General features: G+C 46.5%; 17 protein-coding genes and 1 pseudogene. 9 read left to right on the forward strand and 9 right to left on the reverse strand.

Going from position 1 to position 18,251, the window contains the following annotated elements; all coding sequences use genetic code 11:
• Window positions 1–193 precede the first annotated feature (193 nt).
• From B7982_RS12220 to B7982_RS12255, 8 genes are all read left to right on the forward strand, one after another.
• On the forward strand, window positions 194–2,629 hold the full coding sequence (locus B7982_RS12220) for a TonB-dependent siderophore receptor (protein WP_088661000.1): 2,436 nt from the start codon (window positions 194–196) through the stop codon (window positions 2,627–2,629).
• On the forward strand, window positions 2,613–4,352 hold the full coding sequence (locus tag B7982_RS12225) for a hypothetical protein (protein ID WP_088661001.1): 1,740 nt from the start codon (window positions 2,613–2,615) through the stop codon (window positions 4,350–4,352). The genes B7982_RS12220 and B7982_RS12225 overlap by 17 nt, the downstream gene beginning before the upstream one ends.
• Window positions 4,353–4,432: 80 nt before the next feature.
• The gene (locus B7982_RS12230) at window positions 4,433–5,263 is read left to right on the forward strand and encodes a DUF3450 family protein (protein ID WP_088661002.1); all 831 of its coding nucleotides are present in this window, start codon (window positions 4,433–4,435) and stop codon (window positions 5,261–5,263) included.
• A gap of 95 nt (window positions 5,264–5,358) precedes the next feature.
• Window positions 5,359–6,900, forward strand: a complete 1,542-nt coding sequence (locus B7982_RS12235) for a MotA/TolQ/ExbB proton channel family protein (RefSeq protein WP_233138540.1) — start codon at window positions 5,359–5,361, stop codon at window positions 6,898–6,900.
• Between the two features lie 48 nt (window positions 6,901–6,948).
• Window positions 6,949–7,653: a MotA/TolQ/ExbB proton channel family protein gene (locus B7982_RS12240; RefSeq protein ID WP_088661004.1), complete on the forward strand. Its 705-nt coding sequence runs from the start codon at window positions 6,949–6,951 to the stop codon at window positions 7,651–7,653.
• Between the two features lie 24 nt (window positions 7,654–7,677).
• Window positions 7,678–8,082, forward strand: a complete 405-nt coding sequence (locus B7982_RS12245) for a biopolymer transporter ExbD (protein ID WP_014545652.1) — start codon at window positions 7,678–7,680, stop codon at window positions 8,080–8,082.
• Window positions 8,083–8,093: 11 nt separating this feature from the next.
• Window positions 8,094–8,741 carry an energy transducer TonB gene (locus B7982_RS12250; RefSeq protein ID WP_088661005.1) on the forward strand — a complete coding sequence of 216 codons (648 nt, stop codon included), beginning with the start codon at window positions 8,094–8,096 and terminating at the stop codon, window positions 8,739–8,741.
• Window position 8,742: 1 nt separating this feature from the next.
• The gene (locus B7982_RS12255) at window positions 8,743–9,768 is read left to right on the forward strand and encodes a tetratricopeptide repeat protein (RefSeq protein ID WP_088661006.1); all 1,026 of its coding nucleotides are present in this window, start codon (window positions 8,743–8,745) and stop codon (window positions 9,766–9,768) included.
• A gap of 14 nt (window positions 9,769–9,782) precedes the next feature.
• Here the strand turns inward: B7982_RS12255 and B7982_RS12260 are convergent, their stop codons facing one another.
• Window positions 9,783–10,580: a KilA-N domain-containing protein gene (locus B7982_RS12260; protein ID WP_073423624.1), complete on the reverse strand. Its 798-nt coding sequence runs from the start codon at window positions 10,578–10,580 to the stop codon at window positions 9,783–9,785.
• Between the two features lie 381 nt (window positions 10,581–10,961).
• Here B7982_RS12260 and B7982_RS12270 point away from each other — a divergent pair, with 381 nt between their 5' ends.
• A complete protein-coding gene (locus tag B7982_RS12270) occupies window positions 10,962–12,071 on the forward strand; it encodes a hypothetical protein (protein ID WP_073423623.1) in 1,110 nt (369 codons plus the stop codon).
• 7 nt (window positions 12,072–12,078) lie between these two features.
• Here B7982_RS12270 and B7982_RS12275 read toward each other — a convergent pair whose 3' ends face one another.
• The 8 genes and pseudogenes from B7982_RS12275 to B7982_RS12305 form a co-directional block, all read right to left on the reverse strand.
• Window positions 12,079–13,050 (reverse strand): hypothetical protein, encoded by a 972-nt coding sequence (locus B7982_RS12275; RefSeq protein ID WP_088661007.1) that lies wholly within the window; start codon window positions 13,048–13,050, stop codon window positions 12,079–12,081.
• A 25-nt stretch (window positions 13,051–13,075) separates the two neighbouring features.
• Window positions 13,076–13,231, reverse strand: coding sequence for a hypothetical protein (locus tag B7982_RS15030; RefSeq protein WP_170861496.1), 156 nt, complete (start codon window positions 13,229–13,231; stop codon window positions 13,076–13,078).
• Window positions 13,230–13,604, reverse strand: a pseudogene (locus tag B7982_RS12280) (class I SAM-dependent methyltransferase); the annotation flags it as partial. The pseudogene B7982_RS12280 and the gene B7982_RS15030, both read right to left, overlap by 2 nt.
• 478 nt (window positions 13,605–14,082) lie before the next feature.
• Complete coding sequence (locus B7982_RS12285; protein WP_072831146.1) at window positions 14,083–14,445, reverse strand: nuclear transport factor 2 family protein; 363 nt, start codon at window positions 14,443–14,445, stop codon at window positions 14,083–14,085.
• Window positions 14,446–14,503: 58 nt separating this feature from the next.
• Window positions 14,504–15,289 (reverse strand): ABC transporter permease subunit, encoded by a 786-nt coding sequence (locus B7982_RS12290; protein ID WP_026667057.1) that lies wholly within the window; start codon window positions 15,287–15,289, stop codon window positions 14,504–14,506.
• 12 nt (window positions 15,290–15,301) lie between these two features.
• Window positions 15,302–16,096 carry an ABC transporter permease subunit gene (locus B7982_RS12295; RefSeq protein WP_035769273.1) on the reverse strand — a complete coding sequence of 265 codons (795 nt, stop codon included), beginning with the start codon at window positions 16,094–16,096 and terminating at the stop codon, window positions 15,302–15,304.
• Between the two features lie 13 nt (window positions 16,097–16,109).
• Complete coding sequence (locus B7982_RS12300; protein WP_073053486.1) at window positions 16,110–16,997, reverse strand: ABC transporter ATP-binding protein; 888 nt, start codon at window positions 16,995–16,997, stop codon at window positions 16,110–16,112.
• Window positions 16,994–17,611: a TetR/AcrR family transcriptional regulator gene (locus tag B7982_RS12305; RefSeq protein ID WP_073053488.1), complete on the reverse strand. Its 618-nt coding sequence runs from the start codon at window positions 17,609–17,611 to the stop codon at window positions 16,994–16,996. The genes B7982_RS12300 and B7982_RS12305 overlap by 4 nt, the downstream gene beginning before the upstream one ends.
• Window positions 17,612–18,251: the final 640 nt, after the last annotated feature.

Here is an 18,251-nt window from a genome sequence, read left to right on the forward strand (position 1 = left end):
GCCGGAGCTTGTGCTGAGCGCAGTCGAAGTAAGTGGGCATCTCCTGTATGCTCTTGTCATCCCCGACTTGTTCGGGGATCTCCTTTTGTATGAAAAATTTTGAGTTTACTATAAATTTTTAAATTTTTTGAATTATGTGGTAACACTTTTTGTACCTTGAGGTGTTCCATTGGGGAAAGGTTTAGGAACTGTAATGAGTTTTATGTTGAAAATTGTTGTTTTTGTGTCGATGATGGTTGCGTTTGCCGCAGCCCACGAACGTATTATCTTCAATGGAATTGTTCAGGATGACTCGTTTGAAGCTCACGAAAAGCTAAATGTCGAAATTCTCGAAACGGGCGAGTCTTTGCAGACGACCGTGGGGGCGCCCTTTAGCGTTGTCCTCCCTGCCGATACGCTTTGGAACATTTGTGTGACGAACTCCGATACTTCTGGTGCCGAAAAAGAAAAATGCTATGAACTCCTGTATTTTGGTAATGATAGCACGTTCAGCAAAACGCTTGGTCCCAACGAAGTCACGGTTGAAGATACAATTTTGAACGGTCGTGCTGAAGCGCAAGCGGAGCCGAAGGTTCCGACTGCAAACTCCGATAGCACATCTGATGTCGATGTGGAAAAACTTCTCGCTTCGGGCGGCGCAAATTCCAAGGTGACCGAACTCAAAAAAGTCGTGGTGCAGTTGCGCCGCCGCCCCAAACGCAAGCCGGGTGAATCTGTTGTTTCCGCAAAGTCCATCAAGCGCATGCCGGGCCTTGCCGAAGCCGATGTCATCAAGAGCATCCAGGCGCTCCCGGGCGTTGTCGCCAGTTCCGATTTCAGTTCCAAGATTTACGTGCGCGGTGGCGCTGCCGACCAGAATCTCTTCTTGTTTGATAATGCGGTCGTCTATTCTCCGGTGCATTTCTTTGGGCTTTTTAGCACGTTCCTCGTCGAAGGTATTGACGATGTGCAGTTCTATAAGAGCGGATTCCCGGCGCAGTACGGCAACCGTTTAAGTTCTGTGCTCAAAATGGAAGGTCGTGCGGGCGGTCAGGATTCTGTCGAAGAATGGTTTAGCAAGTCGAGCATCAAAATCAGTACGTTTGCGGCTCAACTCCATACCGAAGGTCATAAGGGGCCTGCCCGCTGGGTGTTTGCGGGTCGTACGACTTACATCGGCTACATTCTCGATTTGTGCAATGCCATTGGCCTCTTGGATTTGGATCTGGATTATGAGTTCACGGACTTGCAGGGAACGTTTATGTACGATTTCTCTAAAGATACGCGCCTCAAGTTAAGTTTCTATATCGGAAAGGACCGCTTGGAATATGACCCGCTTTACATGGACTGGGGTAACACGGCAATCCCGCTGGGAATATACCATCGCATCAATGATAAATGGGATTACAATGCAACGCTTGCTTTTAGTGAATTTTACCAGACGATGAAAATTGGCGACTTCATGTCGATTAAGATGGAACTTTATTCTTTTGCGGGTAAGCAATGGCTGAATTACCGTGGTATAGATAATCATACGTTTACCTTTGGATATGAACTGGAATATACAAGGGAACGTTATCAGGAACAGATGGCGACAATCAGCGTGGCAGATGTTGAAAAACCGTTCCACCATGTCGCTTATGCGCAGGACGCTTGGAAGATTTCTCCGGATTACTTATTGCAATATGGCTTGCGTTTGAATTATCAGTCTGCGGCGCAACATTTTGGTGTAGAACCACGCCTCTCGCTGAATGTTAATTTGGATGATACCAAGTCGTTGGAACTTTATGGTGGCTACTACTTGCAGTACATGAATTCAATTGTCTATACGGATCAGGAAACCTTAAACGAGTTTTATTATCCGGTGACAACGACAACGGATGGCCGCCATATTAAACCGGCATCATCGTGGCTCTTTGCGGCGGAATACAGTCAACGAGATCTTTTCGAAGGCTATGACTTTACCGCAGGGGTTTATTACAAAACGCAAAGCAACTTGAATACGTTTGCTGTGGAATCGGATAGTAGTGATGATTCGAACTCAAAGAATATGGTGTTGGCCGATAACTTTGGTACGGCAGACGGTTATTCCATGGGCTACGAACTTTCTCTCCGTAAAGATAAAGGTTGGTGGTTTGGCGGAATCAACTGGAGCCAGAGTATCAGCGTGGCAAGAGTCAACGATGGTTCTAAACCGTATTTCCCGAGCTGGCATCAGCCCTATGCTTTGAAGCTGGATCTTGGCATTAACTGGAAAGGTGGTGAAGATGCCTTGTGGCAACACAAGAAAAAGGGTCGTTATTTCCGTTCGTCACTAGCGCTTAAATATTCATCGGGTATGCCGATTAGCGAATATAAGGGATACTACATGGCCAAGGAAATTGGTTCCCAGAAATATTCGGATAATATAGTCGTGGTGCCAGGAAGTCGCAATGCGGGGCGCCAGACGGACTACTTTAGAATTGACCTGAAGGCAATTGATATTGGTCGCGAAGGCAAGTGGAATTTTAGCTGGACGATTATCAACTTGACCGATCACGATAATATGTTCTTTACCTTCTACGATACGCGTAAAACGCCTCCGAAGAAAACCTCAATTTCTCAGTTCCCCTTTTTACCGATTATGCTGAATTATGAATACTATTTCTAGACAAATCCTTATATTGACGGCAATTCTTTTAGCGGCTTGCGATTTTCACGGCCCGTGGGAATACTATCCAGAAGAACGTGAAACCTACGTGGGAATTTATACGTACGGGTACGTTCTTGAAAATGCATCTCCGTATATCTGCTTCTCGAAAGTGTATCAGCTCGATGAAGTTTCTACGGAAAATTTTGATTTTTATGAATCCGCCAATGTGACTGTCGAAGGTCGCTTTGCTGGCAGTAAAGGCAATGGCGAAATAAGCGAGGTAACACTTCACTCTGTTGGAAATGGATGCTTTTCTTACTATGGCGCTAGGTCTTCATATTACGACTTTGCATACAAGGGTATAGCTGGTGAAACCTATAAATTGAACGCCTCCTTTAAGTGGGATAGCGCCGGTCAAATGGTGACTTCTACGTACAAGGCTACAGCGACAATCCCGAATTCTGTCAAGGTTGAGGGACTGAATATCCCGCTACAGGATGGTAGCTATAAGTGGGAAACTTACAAAGTCGGTAAAATATTTGCAATTGATTTTTTGGAATATCCGATGGATATGGAATTTATCCGCGTTGCTCTAGATTATGATAATTCTGCTCGGGGCGTCCTTATGATTCTAAATTATGGTATGGACAATGGAGAATCTCCGAATACGACGATTAATCATTTGATGGAAGGGCTTTCTAAAGAGGATTCCCATGGCTATAGAGGCGTTTCAATTCACGATCCGTTGGAAACGCAACAGAATCTTGGCTTTACGTCAAACCGCGTTGTTGCTGGAAATAAAATGCTCGATACGCTGTACCTGACGAATATGGTTATTCCTTTAGGGAGTTCTTCGATTGATATTTATACGACGGACGGTTCATATATTGACTATGTGGACAAAGTTAAACAGTCTGCCTCGGATTCACGTGTTGAACCGGAATCCAATATTGAAAACGGTATGGGTGTCTTTTTTGGCGCTGCCAAGACTTCGTTTAAAATAGATATGGGCTTTGATGAAGGCGAATATATTAGTATGTTCCACATGGCTGATAGGCATTGCTATAATGAAGATGTTAATGAAACAACAAGGGGATGTCGTCTTTTTGTCGATGTGATGTGTTCGGGAATGCTTTCAAATCGGAATATGGCACACTTAGATTTGATTGATGCGAATAAAGAATCGTATAAGTATTATTTATGGGGTGACGATTACGAAGTGAGTAAAGATTGTTATGCGTCTAACGTGAAAGCGGCAATGTTGCTGGGTTCATCAACGTGGTCTGAGTTTTTACCGGATACCATTAAGCCCGAAGATAAATCGAAAGCTTATGCAGATGGCCTTAAGCGCTACTGCGTTACAAGCGGTTTTGAAGACAATAAAATTGCAAGTTGTGGAGCGCTTAAAACAAGGTGCCTCGAAAGTAAGGAAAAAAATGAATGTAATACCTATATGTGGCAATGGTGTTCCGATCGCAATTGGGATTATGAAACATTCCCGCAATGTGGACCAGCCTTGGTGAACCGCTTTGTTGTGGATAGTCTGAAATCGTCTGTTTGGGAAAAGGAAGTGAAAAACTGGTGTGAAAGTCCCTGTAGTGAAAAATACTCTCTTTGCGAAGAATTGGGCTACGAACAAGAAAATCGTAAAGAATGTCTTAGGTCTATAAGGGTAGAGAGTTATACGACAGGAGTGGTCGATAGTTATATGTCGAATGATTTAGTTAGTGTTATGCGTTAAAGGTGTTTGTTCGAAAGAAAGTTAAATTTTTGTTTTTTCTGGTGACAGATTTTAATAGCTTAGGTGTTACATAGGTGAATATGAAAAAGAAACTTGTTATTTTTGTGATGTCAGCCTTTTTGGCGGTGAATGCCTTTGCAGACTACGAGTCCGAAATTCGAGACTTGAAACTGCAAAAGGAAAAGCTGAATTCTGAAATTCAAAATTTGAACACACGAATCGCATCAACGGATTCGATGCTGCGTGCAGATGCATCACATCGCCAGTTGCTTGAACAGCGCTACAAGGCGGATGTGGAACGCCGCAATCTGGAAATTGATAGCCTGAATGCCAAAATTCGCAAGGTGGCCGCTAGCCTCCAGCAGGAGCGCAACAAGCAGGCTCGCGCGAAGAACAAGAGCGATAACGTGGCCGCAAAACGCCGTGCATTGCGCGGTGAACTTGCCAAAATCTGTAAACAGCTCGAAGTCCAAATTGCGCAGACGCTCCCGTGGGAACGCGACAAGCGCCTTGATCGTGCAAAATCTTTGACGCGTGAAATCGAAAGCGGAAACGTGACCGAAGAAGAAGCATTTTCTCGCATGAAGTCGCTCGTGAATGAAGAAATCAAGTTTGGCGATGAAGTTTCTGTGGTCAACAACCCGCTCACTCGCAAAAATGGCGAAATTGTAAACGCAACGATTCTCCGCGTAGGGAACCAGTGGATGGTCTATGTCGATGAAAACGGAGCCTCTTACGGTCGCCTGGAACGTAAGCTGGAAAACGATAAGATTGTTTATGAATGGAACGAAGAATTGAATCTTGAGGAACGCGCCGCTGTGAAACTTGCCATCGATGTGAAGCAGGCTAAAAAGCCACCTCAGATTGTAAAATTGCCTGTAAGCCTTTCTGTTGTGGGAGGCGTGAGATGATTTTAGACGAAAGAACGGGCGTAGCCCTACAGACGAAAGACGAGAGTATTATGAATTGTCATCCTGAGCGAAACGTAGTGAAGTCGAAGGATCTAGTGAAGTTTTTTGCAATTGTCATGATGCTCGCCTCTTCTGCTTTTGCTTGGCCATGGTCCAGCGACAAGAAAAGCGCCGAAGACGAAGCCCGTATCAAGGATTCCTTGTTGCAAATCGAAGTGCGCAATTTGCAACGCGAAGTCGAAACGCTTACCCGCATCCGCATGCAAAAAGCCGATTCTCTTGAAAAGCTCGATGCCAAGCATTGGAGCAATCGTTATGCCGAATCGCAGTTGACCGAAGAACACCAGAATAAAACGCGTGAACTGGACGGTCGCTATTCCAAACTCTCGACAGATCTTGGCCGCGTCACCGAAGAAGTGATGGCAAACAAAAATGTCACCGAAGAAGCGGAAGAAAAGTCCAAGAGCGAAGAAATTGCATTCGACGCGCTCAACACGCAAGTGAAGCTTTCGATTGAAAAGACGCTTGGCGATGTGGCGGGCGATTATCCGGTCGGGATGAACAAGCGCCTTTTGAACTTGAAACGCGCCAGTGCCGAAGCCGAAAAGAATGTGCCGAATACAATTGCTGCGGTGCAGGGCTATATGGCAGATTTGCTTGCCCGTCACGAAGTCACTTACACGCAGTCTTACGGTGCTGAACTTTCGCAGGTCGGTACGCGCCCGGATGTGAGCGTGAATCGTTTGCGCCTAGGAACGGTGTTCCTCGGCGAAGTGGCGAACGACAATGGCGATGTGCAGGCGTTGTTGCGCTCTGGTGCTTTGCAGGGCAAGGTCTTTGAATGGAATGCAAATTTGCCCACGGAAATGGCGGCAAATATCAAGTCTGCCGTGAACCAGGCGGGCTCGGTGGCAAGTGCTGCAACGGACGCGCAGGCTACTATCGCGATTCCGTTGGATGTGCTGCAGAACAAGGCCATCAAGAATTCTATCACCGATACGAAGGAACTCACTTGGACTGAAGAATTCAAGGCTTTCTTCAAGAAGGGCGGTATCGTGATGTATCCGTTGATGCTCGTGGCGATTATTGCACTCCTCCTGTTCCTTGAACGTTTCGTGATGCTTTCTTACCGTGGTCATCTCGGCCGTCGCTTCACCAAGAAGATGGATGCGCTTATTGCCGAGAAAAAGTACGAAGAAGCTGCTAATCTCTGCCTTAAGAAAGAGACGAGTCTTGCAATGGTGCTTTTTGCGGTGCTGAACAAGGTGAACGATACGCGTGAAAATGCGGAACGCTCCCTGCAAGAGGCTTTGCTCCGTGAACAGCCGAAATTGGAACGCCGCATGGGCCTTCTGGCTGCGATGGGAACGATCGCTCCGCTCTTGGGCTTGCTCGGTACGGTGACGGGTATTATCACGCTCTTTACTGTGATTACCGAAGTTGGGACGAATGACGCTCGCGTGCTTGCGGGCGGTATTTCCGAAGCTCTTGTCACGACGGAAATGGGCCTTGTCATTGCAATCCCTGTGATGATTTTGCATGGGCTCCTGAGCGAAAAGATTGAAAAAATCACCAGCGAACTCTACGTGCAAAGTACTTCGCTTATGAATAAAGTCTTTGGAAAGGAAAGTAAGTAAAATACGTCATTGCGAGTTGAAAACGCGGCAATCTCATCTGAATGAATTATGACTGATTTTCATTACATATTCATAGAATCTCTGCGGAATACGTATGAGGCGGGTGGCGTAGTAATGCTACCCATCCTCTTGTCGGGCGTTGTTGGATTCTATTTCCTTTTCTCGAGCTGGTTTCGCATCGGTAGCGATTTTTTCAGGAAGGATATCACTAAAGTTGTGAGGCGCATGCAGCGCGGCTTGACCGGTGAAAGAGCTGTTGCTGGAGCCGAATCTTACTCTGATGAACAACGTGTGCAGATGACTTTGACAAACCTTCGCAAACGCGGTGGATTCCTTTCAAGAGAACTTTCTTACGCGATTGAAATTGCGCAAAAAAATTATGACGAATTTCGCGATTACATGCAAGTACGCATGATGAAAAGTGTGCGCTACATGGAACAAGGGAACCACATTGTTTCTGTGATGGCTGCAGCCGCTCCGCTCTTGGGCCTGCTTGGAACGGTCACGGGAATGGTCTCGACTTTTGAGGTGATCACGTTGTATGGAAACCAGAACCCGGTGCTGATGGCGGATGGAATTTCAGAAGCCTTGATTTCGACGCAGAGCGGGCTCTTGATTGCGTTCCCGCTGACTCTTATGAAACAGCGTTTGGACGAACGCATTGAAATCTTGAAGCAGGAAATGGAACTTGGCGCAACGGTAATCGACAACTATTTTGCAACCCGAGCTGGACAACGTCATTGCGAGCCGTAGGCGAAGCAATCTAAAGGATTTGTTATGGAATTTAATTTACCGAGAAGAAAACAGAAAGACGTGGGCATTGAAATGGGTCCGCTGATGGATATCGTGTTCATCTTGCTCATCTTTTTTGTGGTGACGTCGTCGTTCACTCGCGAAACGGGTGTGGATGTGACGAAACCGCAGGCGCAATCGGCGAGCCAACTTGAAAAAGAAAACTTGCTCATAGCCATCACGCGCGAAGGGACGATTCACATGAATGAACGCCAGGTGGATTTGGCGAGCCTGCAAGACATCTTGAAACAGTCTCTTGCGAAAGCGCCCGACCGCGAAGCCGTCGTGATTGCGGACAAGGAATCCGAAACCGGCGTGCTCGTTCAGGTCATCGATATGTGCAATTTGGCCGGCGTCAAAAAAGTCTCCATCGCCGCCCAAGCAGAGTAACTGAGTGAATAATGCGAAAGTTTGTAAAAAAGTTTTTAAAGCGTTTTACAATCCTTCTCGCGGCGATTCTTGCGAGCATGGTTCTCGTATTCTCCGTGACGATGGCGAACTTGTTCTTGACGGGTAAAATCTTCCACGAAAAGAAATTCGTCAAGACCGAAGTCTCCGTGAAAAAAGTTGAAGAAGTCGAAAAGAAGATTGAGAAAAAACACACGGCACGCAAGCCAAACCGCCAAAAGTCGAATTCGCGCTCGCCCAAAGCGGGACCGCGTTTTGCCATGGCTCTTGGCGCCGTTTCAGGAACTGCGGGTGCTGCCATCAATAGCGAGCTCGTTGCCGATTTTCGAGGTGGTGCTCTGTCCACTGAAAAAGGCGATGTCGATAAAAAGCCCGAAAGCCGCTCTGTCGCAAACTTTCAGGTGCCGCCGCAAATCCGAGACCGCGAAATAGATGCCATGCTTCGTCTCAGTTTCTGTGTGGATGTTGGCGGACGCGCGTATGATATCAAAGTCATCGAAGAATCTCCCGCAGGTTCAGGGCTTGCGCAAGCGGGGAAGGATGCTATTGCTCGTATGACTTTTGCTCCCGCCGAAAAGGACGGCAAAGCCGTTGCTTTCTGCGGCATGGAACAACCCTTCGAAGTGAAGTTTAGAGACTAGTATGAAAGTGTTTATTCTTGTTTTGCTTTTTGTAATTTCGTCGTTTGCAGCGCAATCTTCCTTTGACTTGATGGATCGCGCGAACGCCCTTTATCGCAGTGGAAAATTCAAGCAAGCTATCCTCTTGTACCGCAAGGCCGAAGCCCGCGGCGCCGATCCCGTTGCCGTGAGTTTCAACATCGCCAATAGCTATTACCAGATGGACAAATATCCCGAGGCGGCCGCCGCCTACCGCAAGGCTGTGGACTATTCCGAAGGCAATTTTGCACCCGCACTTTTCAATATGGCTAGCGTCTACTTCCGCTTAAAACAATTCCCGGAATGCATTGCCGTTTACCACCGTGCGCTCAAACTCGACCCCGATAACATTTCCGGCTGGCTTTACCTCGGTGAGGCTTACTCCAAAACCGGCGACAAAGTCGGAGCCCTCCGCGCCATCGAAAATGCTTACCGCCTCGACAAAAATGACATCAGCATCGTTTACCAGCTCTCCGAAGCGAACATTGCTCTGAATGACTTTGACCGAGCCGTTGCCGTAATTCGCGAAGGCTACACGCTCCATCCCGAAGAATCCGATTTCTTAGTTTATCTTGGTGATGTTTACCGCCTGAACAAGAATTTTGAAGAAAGCGCCAACGCCTACCGCGAAGCCCTCAGCGTGAAAATTGACGACACGCAAATTATGTACAAGCTTGCCGATGTCCTTGCCGAAGACAAAAAGCCCTACATCGCCATGGAAATCTTAAATAACATTTTGCAAATCAAGCCCGTTTTTTCCGATGCCGCCATCTTCATGGGAAACCTCGCATACGATGCCAAGTTCTATGATCGCGCCGAATATGCCTACGAGCTTGCTGCTAAAAACGGGAATGCCGAAGCCGTCTTTGGTTTCAAGAATATGGCCTACGATGTCCACGCGCAAAAACGCACAGAAGAATCCGTGCGCCTCTTGAATGTCGCTTTAAAATATTTCCCTGACGACGCCACTCTCACGGCGGACTTGCTCGAAATTCAGTCCGGAAAGTGAATGGCCGCAGTGGATTATTTTAGCAGTTTATTTTCTCCGATAGATTCTAGCACGGTCATCTGCGAAATCGCAATCTGATTCAGTTTTTGCAACCGCTCTGGTTGTGGCAAGCCTTCCTTGATCAGAACTGAATTTAACGACTCCATGTTCGAAAGGCAAATTAGCTGGTTTACTGTTGCATAATCGCGGACGTTGCCTTGCAAATCGTCATGCGCATTGCGCCATTCTTTAGCAGTAAATCCAAATAAAGCAACATTTAAAACATCTGCTTCATTAGCGTAAACCATATTCACTTGCTGTTTTGTGAGTGTTGCCGGGATCAAATTCTGTTTGATGGTGTCCGTATGAATGTGGTAGTTGATTTTAGAGAGCTCACGGCGTACAGACCAGCCGAACTTGGCTTGTTCAGCTTCTTTGAGGCGTTGGTATTCGCGAACCAATAATAGTTGAAATCTGGGGCTAATCCACATTCCGAAATGATACGCTATATCTCTATGTGCAAAAGTTCCGCCATATCGTCCTGTTTTGGCTACAATTCCTTGAGCATTTGTTGAGAGTATCCATTGCTTAGCCGAAAGAACAAAATTGTTGCTTCCTGCAGCATTTTTAATTGTACCGAATTCGGTATAATTAAAATTCGGGTTGTACAAAGACTCCCATTCTCCTAGATATTCAATGGTGTTTTTATTGCTCAGCCATTTGAATATGATGTGTTCTTGCATTTGACTATGGGCCATGTCGGTCAACGAAATGTAGTCGTCATTGCCGATTCTCTGTACGGAAATTTCTGCATCCATAACCTTTATTTTCATCGTCGCCTCCCTGCGGACAAACATAAAAACCACAGTGTTTGAAAAATTTGAGCACTAGAACATTTGTTCACTAATGAATGTAATCCTTTTAGAGATTGTTGTCAAGATTTTTCTGAAAATGTTCGCAAAAAAAAACGGCGGTTTTGCCGCCGTGAATGTTCGAAATTTTTAACTCTACTCTTTTATGTTCTCTTTGCAGAACGGGCGAGTTTTTTTGGGTGGCGACAAAGTAAAGGCGTAGAGTCCGTCTTCCTTTCTAAACCACTCGGATTCGAGTGGTTTAAAATTGGGATTATACAGCTTTTCCCAAAGCCATAGGAATTACTAAAGTTTTAACTTCGCTCAAAAAGAGCCACTATAAGACAGAAAGCTCTCGCCGAAGTGGAACGCCTCATCGACTGGGAAACGGAACTTGGCCGCGTGGACTCCATCAAGATATTCCTCAAGAACCACCCCAAGTCCGCAGTCCTCAAGAAGCTCACGACCGAAATGGACGCGCTTATCGCCAAGGGCGACAACGCCGCGAAAACGGAAATCAAGGAACTGCTCAAGAAAGCGGAAACGAGAAGGAAGGAAATCGAATACAAGGAAGGACTCGAACGCCTCAAGAAAATCAAGGCTGGCATCAAGTCCGGCTCAAGCGTCCCGTTCTCGACAAACATCAGCATCGACGACCTTCGCGCCCTCAAGGGCGACAAGTTGCCTCCCACGCTCGGACACCTTGATACAGCCATCGAGAAATATAAGAAGGGACATTACTACGGCTCGGCGACAAAGAAACACGCCGCAGAAATCGAGGCGACGATGCGCGAGCTGTTCCAGAAGCACGACTTGGGGATGCACATAGAAGACGACCTGCTTGAAAAGGTTTTCAACAGCCATTTCAAAAACACCTTCGAGACAGGAAGCTCCGGCGGGTATAGCGGCCCGTCGCTAAACGCGGACGGTTCAATCAAGCAGAGCCATTTGAGACTATCCGCAGCACACAAGCTCTTTGACCTGGGTTCAACGGAAAAGGCGAACCAGCTCAATATCTCGCAGTACGAAAAGTACGGCAACCTTCTCGACCATGACAAGCTACGTGAGGCGACGACGCACAACCGCGCCACCCAATACGGAAATGTCGCGGTACGTTTCAAGAAGGACAAAGTGACCTGCACATGGACGGCTGGCGACAGCCTAAGCGAAAGATACCAGCCCAGTCTCGTCACCGACCCGAAAGCGGTTTCCTACGACGACATGTATGAAAGCAAGCTGCCAGTGAAGGGAACGCAGACGAACGACATGACGAAATTCCGCAGCGACAACATCAGCAGCTATCTTGAACTGCAATTTCACGGCGATGTGACGGTCGATTGCGTGGAGTCGCTGACGTTCCCTTACGACCTAACAGAAAAGGCGAAGTCCAAGTATCTAGGCTTCGCCCAAAAGTGGAAATCCATCGGAACAGAGGTTTTTTACATAAAAAACGGCAAGCTGGAGAAGCTCTAGTTGCAGATTATTGTCTTTGCTTAGACAAGTATTCATTCAAGGCTTTATTGCAAGACCCATAGCTGGTATAACGCAATGAGCTAACTTGATTTGCTGGATTTTTAGTTCCTTCGAGCACGACTCTGTAATCCCCATAAAGTTCTATGCACTCGTATGCAACAGGAGTCTTTTTGCCATTTAAGTAATTATCCAAATCGCGATTGCAGGATTTATAGTTTGAGTAGCGTTTCGAGCTAACTTGATTTGCCGGATTTTTAGTTCCCGCAAGCACGACTCTAAAATCTCCATAAAGTTCTATGCACTCGTATTCAACGGGAGTCTTTTTGCCATTTAAGTAATTATCCAAATCGCGATTGCAGGATTTATAGTTTGAGTAGCGTTTCGAGCTAACTTGATTTGCCGGATTTTTAGTTCCCGCAAGCACGACTCTAAAATCTCCATAAAGTTCTATGCACTCGTATTCAACGGGAGTCTTTTTGCCATTTAAGTAATTATCCAAATCGCGATTGCAGGATTTATAGTTTGAATAACGTTTTGAACTAACTTGATTTGCCGGATTTTTAGTTCCCGCAAGCACAACTCTAAAATCCCCGTAAAGTTCTATGCACTCATATTCAACGGGAGTCTTTTTACCATTTAGGTAATTATCCAAATCGCGATTGCAGGATTTATAGCTTGAGTAGCGTTTTGAGCTAACTTGATTTGCTGGATTTTTAGTTCCTTCGAGCACGACTCTGTAATCCCCATAAAGTTCTATGCACTCGTATGCGATAGGAGTCTTTTTACCATTTAGGTAATTTTCCAAATCACGATTGCAGGATTTATAGCTTGAATAACGTTTTGTACTGACTTGATTCGCTGTATTTTTAGTCCCTTCAATTACAACTCTATAATCTCCATAAAGCTCTATGCACTCATAATCCGTTGCATAAAGACAAGCAGATAAAAGGAGATACACTGAAAGAAATTTCTTTAGCATAAAGGGCCTTTATGACATTCAAGATTTAATCTTTGTCCCAATGGGGAAAACCAGCCGGGTCAACATAATCGCAGTCAATGACTTTATCTTGAGGATTCAAGTCTAAAGTTTGCTTTTTGACTTTCTTGACTTTGCATGGAACGTTATATTTTTCCATGAGCTTTTCCAAGTCTTTATCCATATATACCTTGTATGGAACGATGATAATAAATCTGCTCTTTCGGTTGCCCTTCAATCGCTATATCATAGTAACTGTGCGGTGTCATATATTTTTCAGTCAACGTGACAAAACAAGGGTGTTGCGTTGCAAAGACAAAAATTCCGCTTTCCTGCAACAGTTCATAAACAGCCATAAGAAGTGGTTCAATATCCGTAATATCCATAATTGCCATATTAGAAACTGCTTTCGTAAAGGCTCGATTTCTTTTTAATTCTAATATACTTTTTCTATCGGTCGCATCCGCCACACAAAATTCAATTTGTTTTGCATATTGTGATTGCCGTCTTTTAGCCAATTCTATCATTTTTTTGCTGTAATCAAAAGCGACAACCGAAGGGCGTGTCCGCACAGGGACATCTTGAAATTGAAGGTACTACACCAGCCGATTGAGGGATGAAACGAAAAATCCGAGGCAGAGAGATATTCTCTTCCTCGGATTTTTTTATTTCAATAGACTCTCCGCCTCGAACTTGGTATATTGTGTTGCTGAGAAATGCGGTGCCATACACCACACATGGTTCGGAAAGTATGCTGTGAAAAAATTGCATCTTTTTTAATGCTGTCAGCGGTCTTTCCCTCTTTTCTCTTGTACGCATTGTATCGTCAGAGGCGTGGTTCAGAGCTTCCTTGTAACCCAGAGAGCAACGACCTGTATGTTTGGCTTCAGGAAGCCGCCCGCATCGACGAAGAAGAATATTCCTTCCATGGCATCCATACTGTCGATTTTCCAGTTCCCGGAGGGCCTGTAATTACAATAATTCTTCCTCGCTCCATTTTCGCCCTTCCTTCAACTTCGTGCTCTGTTCACCTTTTCACAACGATTCAATAGGCAAATTATGCTGCTTCAGAAAAGACAGCTTATCCCAATATCCTCTCTGAAACAGAATTTTACCATTCACAACATGGAAGAAGCCGCATCCCCGCAGTCCCAGAGGGTCCTTCCATTCTAAAATCGCCCACTGTCCATCTTCAAAGATATTCTCTACAATGGCAGTCATATCGGCAGTGGCAAATTCTGCTGTAAACATTTCACGGATTGCATCTATCCCAATCACGGGATCATTGGTCACCTGATGATTGGTTGCGTTATCATGGTACAAGCTCATAATTGCCTCTACATCATGGTTGTTAAAGGCATCTACCCATTTACATACTATTTCTTTTGGCCGTAACATAAATATTTCCTCCATATATCGTTAGCTGCTGTTTTCAAGATACACGATTCATGTAACATCACAATTCCCGCCGTTTCCACTGATCCAGGGCAGCTGCGACACAAATACCTGCCACAACGATCGTTAAGACGAGATAGGGAAGGTGGAAACCGTGCAGTGCTACCTCGTACACATCAAAATAACGCAATGGGGTCAGGTAGTCCAGGAAATGATTTCCTGTGTACTCGGCAGTAAAGGCCAACCCATAGGCAGCCAGCATGGAAATTGTTCCTGTCCGCACCGCAGCCTTATAGGATCGAAGCACACTGGAAAACAGCAGACCCAGGGCAAAAAAGAGAGTCTGGGTAAAGAACATTCCCATCGTTGTGGAAAGCACCGCTCCCGGCTGATCCAGACCGCCCAAAGGAAGAACGATCGTGAAATAATTACACACGCCGCTGAACAGGGCGAACACCAGCAGGTTCACTGCCGAAACGATCACCTTCGCCAGAACAATGGTTTTCCGCTTCACAGGCTTTGTGAACAGGTATTCCGATGTTCCGAATTTCTTTTCCCTTGCCACACAGGACAGTCCCAAAGACATGGCATAAGGAAACGCCAGCAGTCCCTCCCAGAAATAGATGCACACATACCAGCCGGTGGATGTCGTCAAGTCGCCTTTGACTCCGAACATGATCATGATCAGTCTCGGAAATTGGCTGACCATCGCTGCCATTTCATCCAGACTGTCCCGTAGGGACAGAAGCTCAAAATAGCAGAAACCGCACAGAAGCAGCATGATTCCCAGCCAGATCAGCAAAAGTCTTCTGGTTTGGCGGAATTCATTTTTAATCAATGTTTTCATGTTCACACCTCCTTAGCTGCGGAACTGAATGTCTTTTTTCAGAAAGACACCGTAAGAAAGCACCAAAAACAAGGCAAACAGCAGCACGCACCACCCAAGATACCGGAGGTCATAGAAGCCGGCTTTGGAGATCTCGGCGGCTCCGAAGAACGAGTAGGGAGACAGAAAACTGATAGCCCGGTTACTGACGATGTTGGAGAAGCTGGTAATGCAATACTCAACGAACACAACCAAACCGGCAGTCAGCAGCGGACTGCGGTTGCGGGAAAACAAAACTCCCACCATCAGCCCCATTGCAGCGAAGAACAGCGTCACAAGGGTCAGGGACAGGGCAATCAGGAAAAACTCTCCCCAAGGAGTTCCGGAACGGAATGTTGCCATGGCGAAAAGGGAAGCCAGCAGATACGCCGCACCCACGATCGCCACGCCGACAAACACCGTCCATGCCTTTGCCCAATAAATTGCTTTCCGGGGAAAGGGCTTTGTAAACAGGTATTCCGAGGTTCCTTCCGTACATTCTCTGGTGTGAATGGAAATGCCGAAGTGCATCCCGAAAACGCCGGAGGCAATCATGAAAAAGCTGGTCAGGAACCCGTAAATACCCAGCGGAGAGGTCAGGTATTCCATCGATACGCCGACGCTCCTGTAAAAGTCCGTGGTGCCCATGGTTTCAAAGAGTTCCACGGAGGCCGCATCCAGAAAGCTGTAATAAGTCGGTGTCATGAAAAAGATGCACGCAGCCAAGGCGATGGCCCAGCCCAGGATATAGGTTCGATGCCTTCTCAGTTCATATTTCAAAATGACCATGCCTGACACCTCCTTACGCATAGTAGTGCAGGAAGATCTCCTCCAAAGAGGGTTCTTCCAAAAGCACATCGTCCAAATGCAGCAGGTGAAGCTTGTCAATGATCGCCGTGATATTGCCGTTATACACAAAGGAAACAGAGGTCTTGTCAGGACTCTCGGTGTAGTTGGCAATGCCGGGCAGGCCCCAGAACTCACGGGGGATGGCCGTTTCAGCGGTAAGGCTGACCTTTTTATAGCCGCTTTCCCGCAGCTCTCGGATGGACTGAATGCCCACGAGCTTGCCCTCTTTTAAGATCGCCACCCGGTCACACAGCTTCTGCACCTCACTGAGGACATGGGAGGAGAAGAAAATGGTGGTTCCCCGGCTGTTCTCCTCCTTCAGAATATCGTAGAAAGCCTGCTGGATCAACGGGTCTAAGCCGCTGGTGGGTTCGTCCATGATCAGCAGCTTGGGCGAGGTCATGACGGCAGACACGATCCCCACCTTCTTCTTGTTGCCCAGAGACAGGTCTGCGATTTTCCGGGTCAGATCCAGATTGAGGCGCTCGGAGAGCTCATACATTTTCGTTTCGCAATTCATGCCGTACAGGTCTGCGCTGTATTGCAGCAGTTCCCGCACCTTCATGTTTTCATAATAGCTGTTTTCGCTGGGAAGATAGCCCACATCTCTGGCAATGACACTGGCCTTGGTCTGGCAGTCCAGGCCGAAAATAGATGCGCTGCCGCCGCTGGGATGGATCAGGCCCATCAGGGTGCGGATGGTGGTGGATTTTCCCGCACCGTTTGGGCCAATGAAGCCGAAAAACTCGCCCTGGTCAACAGAGAAGCTAAGTCCGTCAATTCCCCGATGTTTCCCATAGTGCTTGGTCAGCTTTTCCAAAACAATGATTGGCTCGCTCATTTCAGATACTCCTCCTTATAAAAATTTTTCCGCAGAATTGCGATGTTCTTCTCAAAATCATCCATGACGGTCTCAAAGTCAAAAGCATTTGCCCCACGGTACCGGGCCGCATATCCCTCGCCCATCAGAAGCAGCATCTGAAATACCGGCCGGGCATCCTCCGGGTTTTTGAATTTCAAAGCGTCCTCCTCCCGAAGAACCATATCGTTTCTGAAGCTGCAGGCTTCCTCTGTCAGAATCACCAGCGCATCGGCTACTTCGGGAGAAGTTTCTTCCCAGACGCTGGTAATAAACTGCAGGGTGAAGGGCTGATTTTGGAAGCTCTCCATTTCCATGCGGCTGGATGCCAGGATCCTGTCGAACAAATCCGTTTTGGAATCCAGATGTGCTTTTTCAAATATTTCTTCAATGACCTTTTTACAGTATTCCAGCAGATAAATATAGAGCTGTTTTTTGCTTCCGAAATACTGAAACATGGATGCCTTGGAGATATGAGCAGCCACTGCAATATCATTGACGGATGCTTTTTCATAACCAAATTTTCCGAAGCACTGAAGTGCTGCGTTCAGGATCGTCATTTTCTTTTCTTCCGTCAGCGCCAAAAATTTTTCCACTTTGATCCCTGCCTTTCAACGAAATAACCGAATCGGTTATTTATAATATAACACCAATAACCGATTCGGTCAACCCTAAAGATAAACAAAAAGAGGGTGAGTTTTCCAACTCATCCTCTTTCGTGGAGCCTCCCGGACTTGAACCGGGAACCAACGGGTTTACGTTTGTGATGCTTTCGCACCTCCGTGGACTATGTCTTCGCCATGCCCTTGCGGGTTTAGACGTGGGAGGCTTGTGCGGTCATTAAGCAGGCTCTACTGCTCCGCTAGTCTCTACACCTTCCAGGAGTGTACCCCTGGCTCGGCTCGGCGTTGCCGTGCAGCGTTTCCGCTGGTTAGGTTTCACCGATTTCTTCCCATTCGCATCCAGCTCTTTCAAGCTGGTGCCACAATTTTTATGAGTCCGACGCTCTAACCGATTGAGCTAAGGCTCCGAGCGCAAAGATAGGTTTTAACTCCGCTCAAAAAGAGCCCCTATAAGACCTGCTTCTGAATATACCTTATTTTATGCGGCTTCGCAAACGATTTTGCTTTGGAAAAATCAGAAAAATTGAATAGATTCTTGTATTTTGGGCCAATTTTGGGGAGGCTTTGTACTTTTTTGCTAGTGAAGTGTTGAAATCCATAGTTGACAAAATAA

The organism is Fibrobacter sp. UWB2, assembly GCF_002210425.1.
GTDB classification, from domain to species: Bacteria; Fibrobacterota; Fibrobacteria; order Fibrobacterales; family Fibrobacteraceae; genus Fibrobacter; species Fibrobacter elongatus.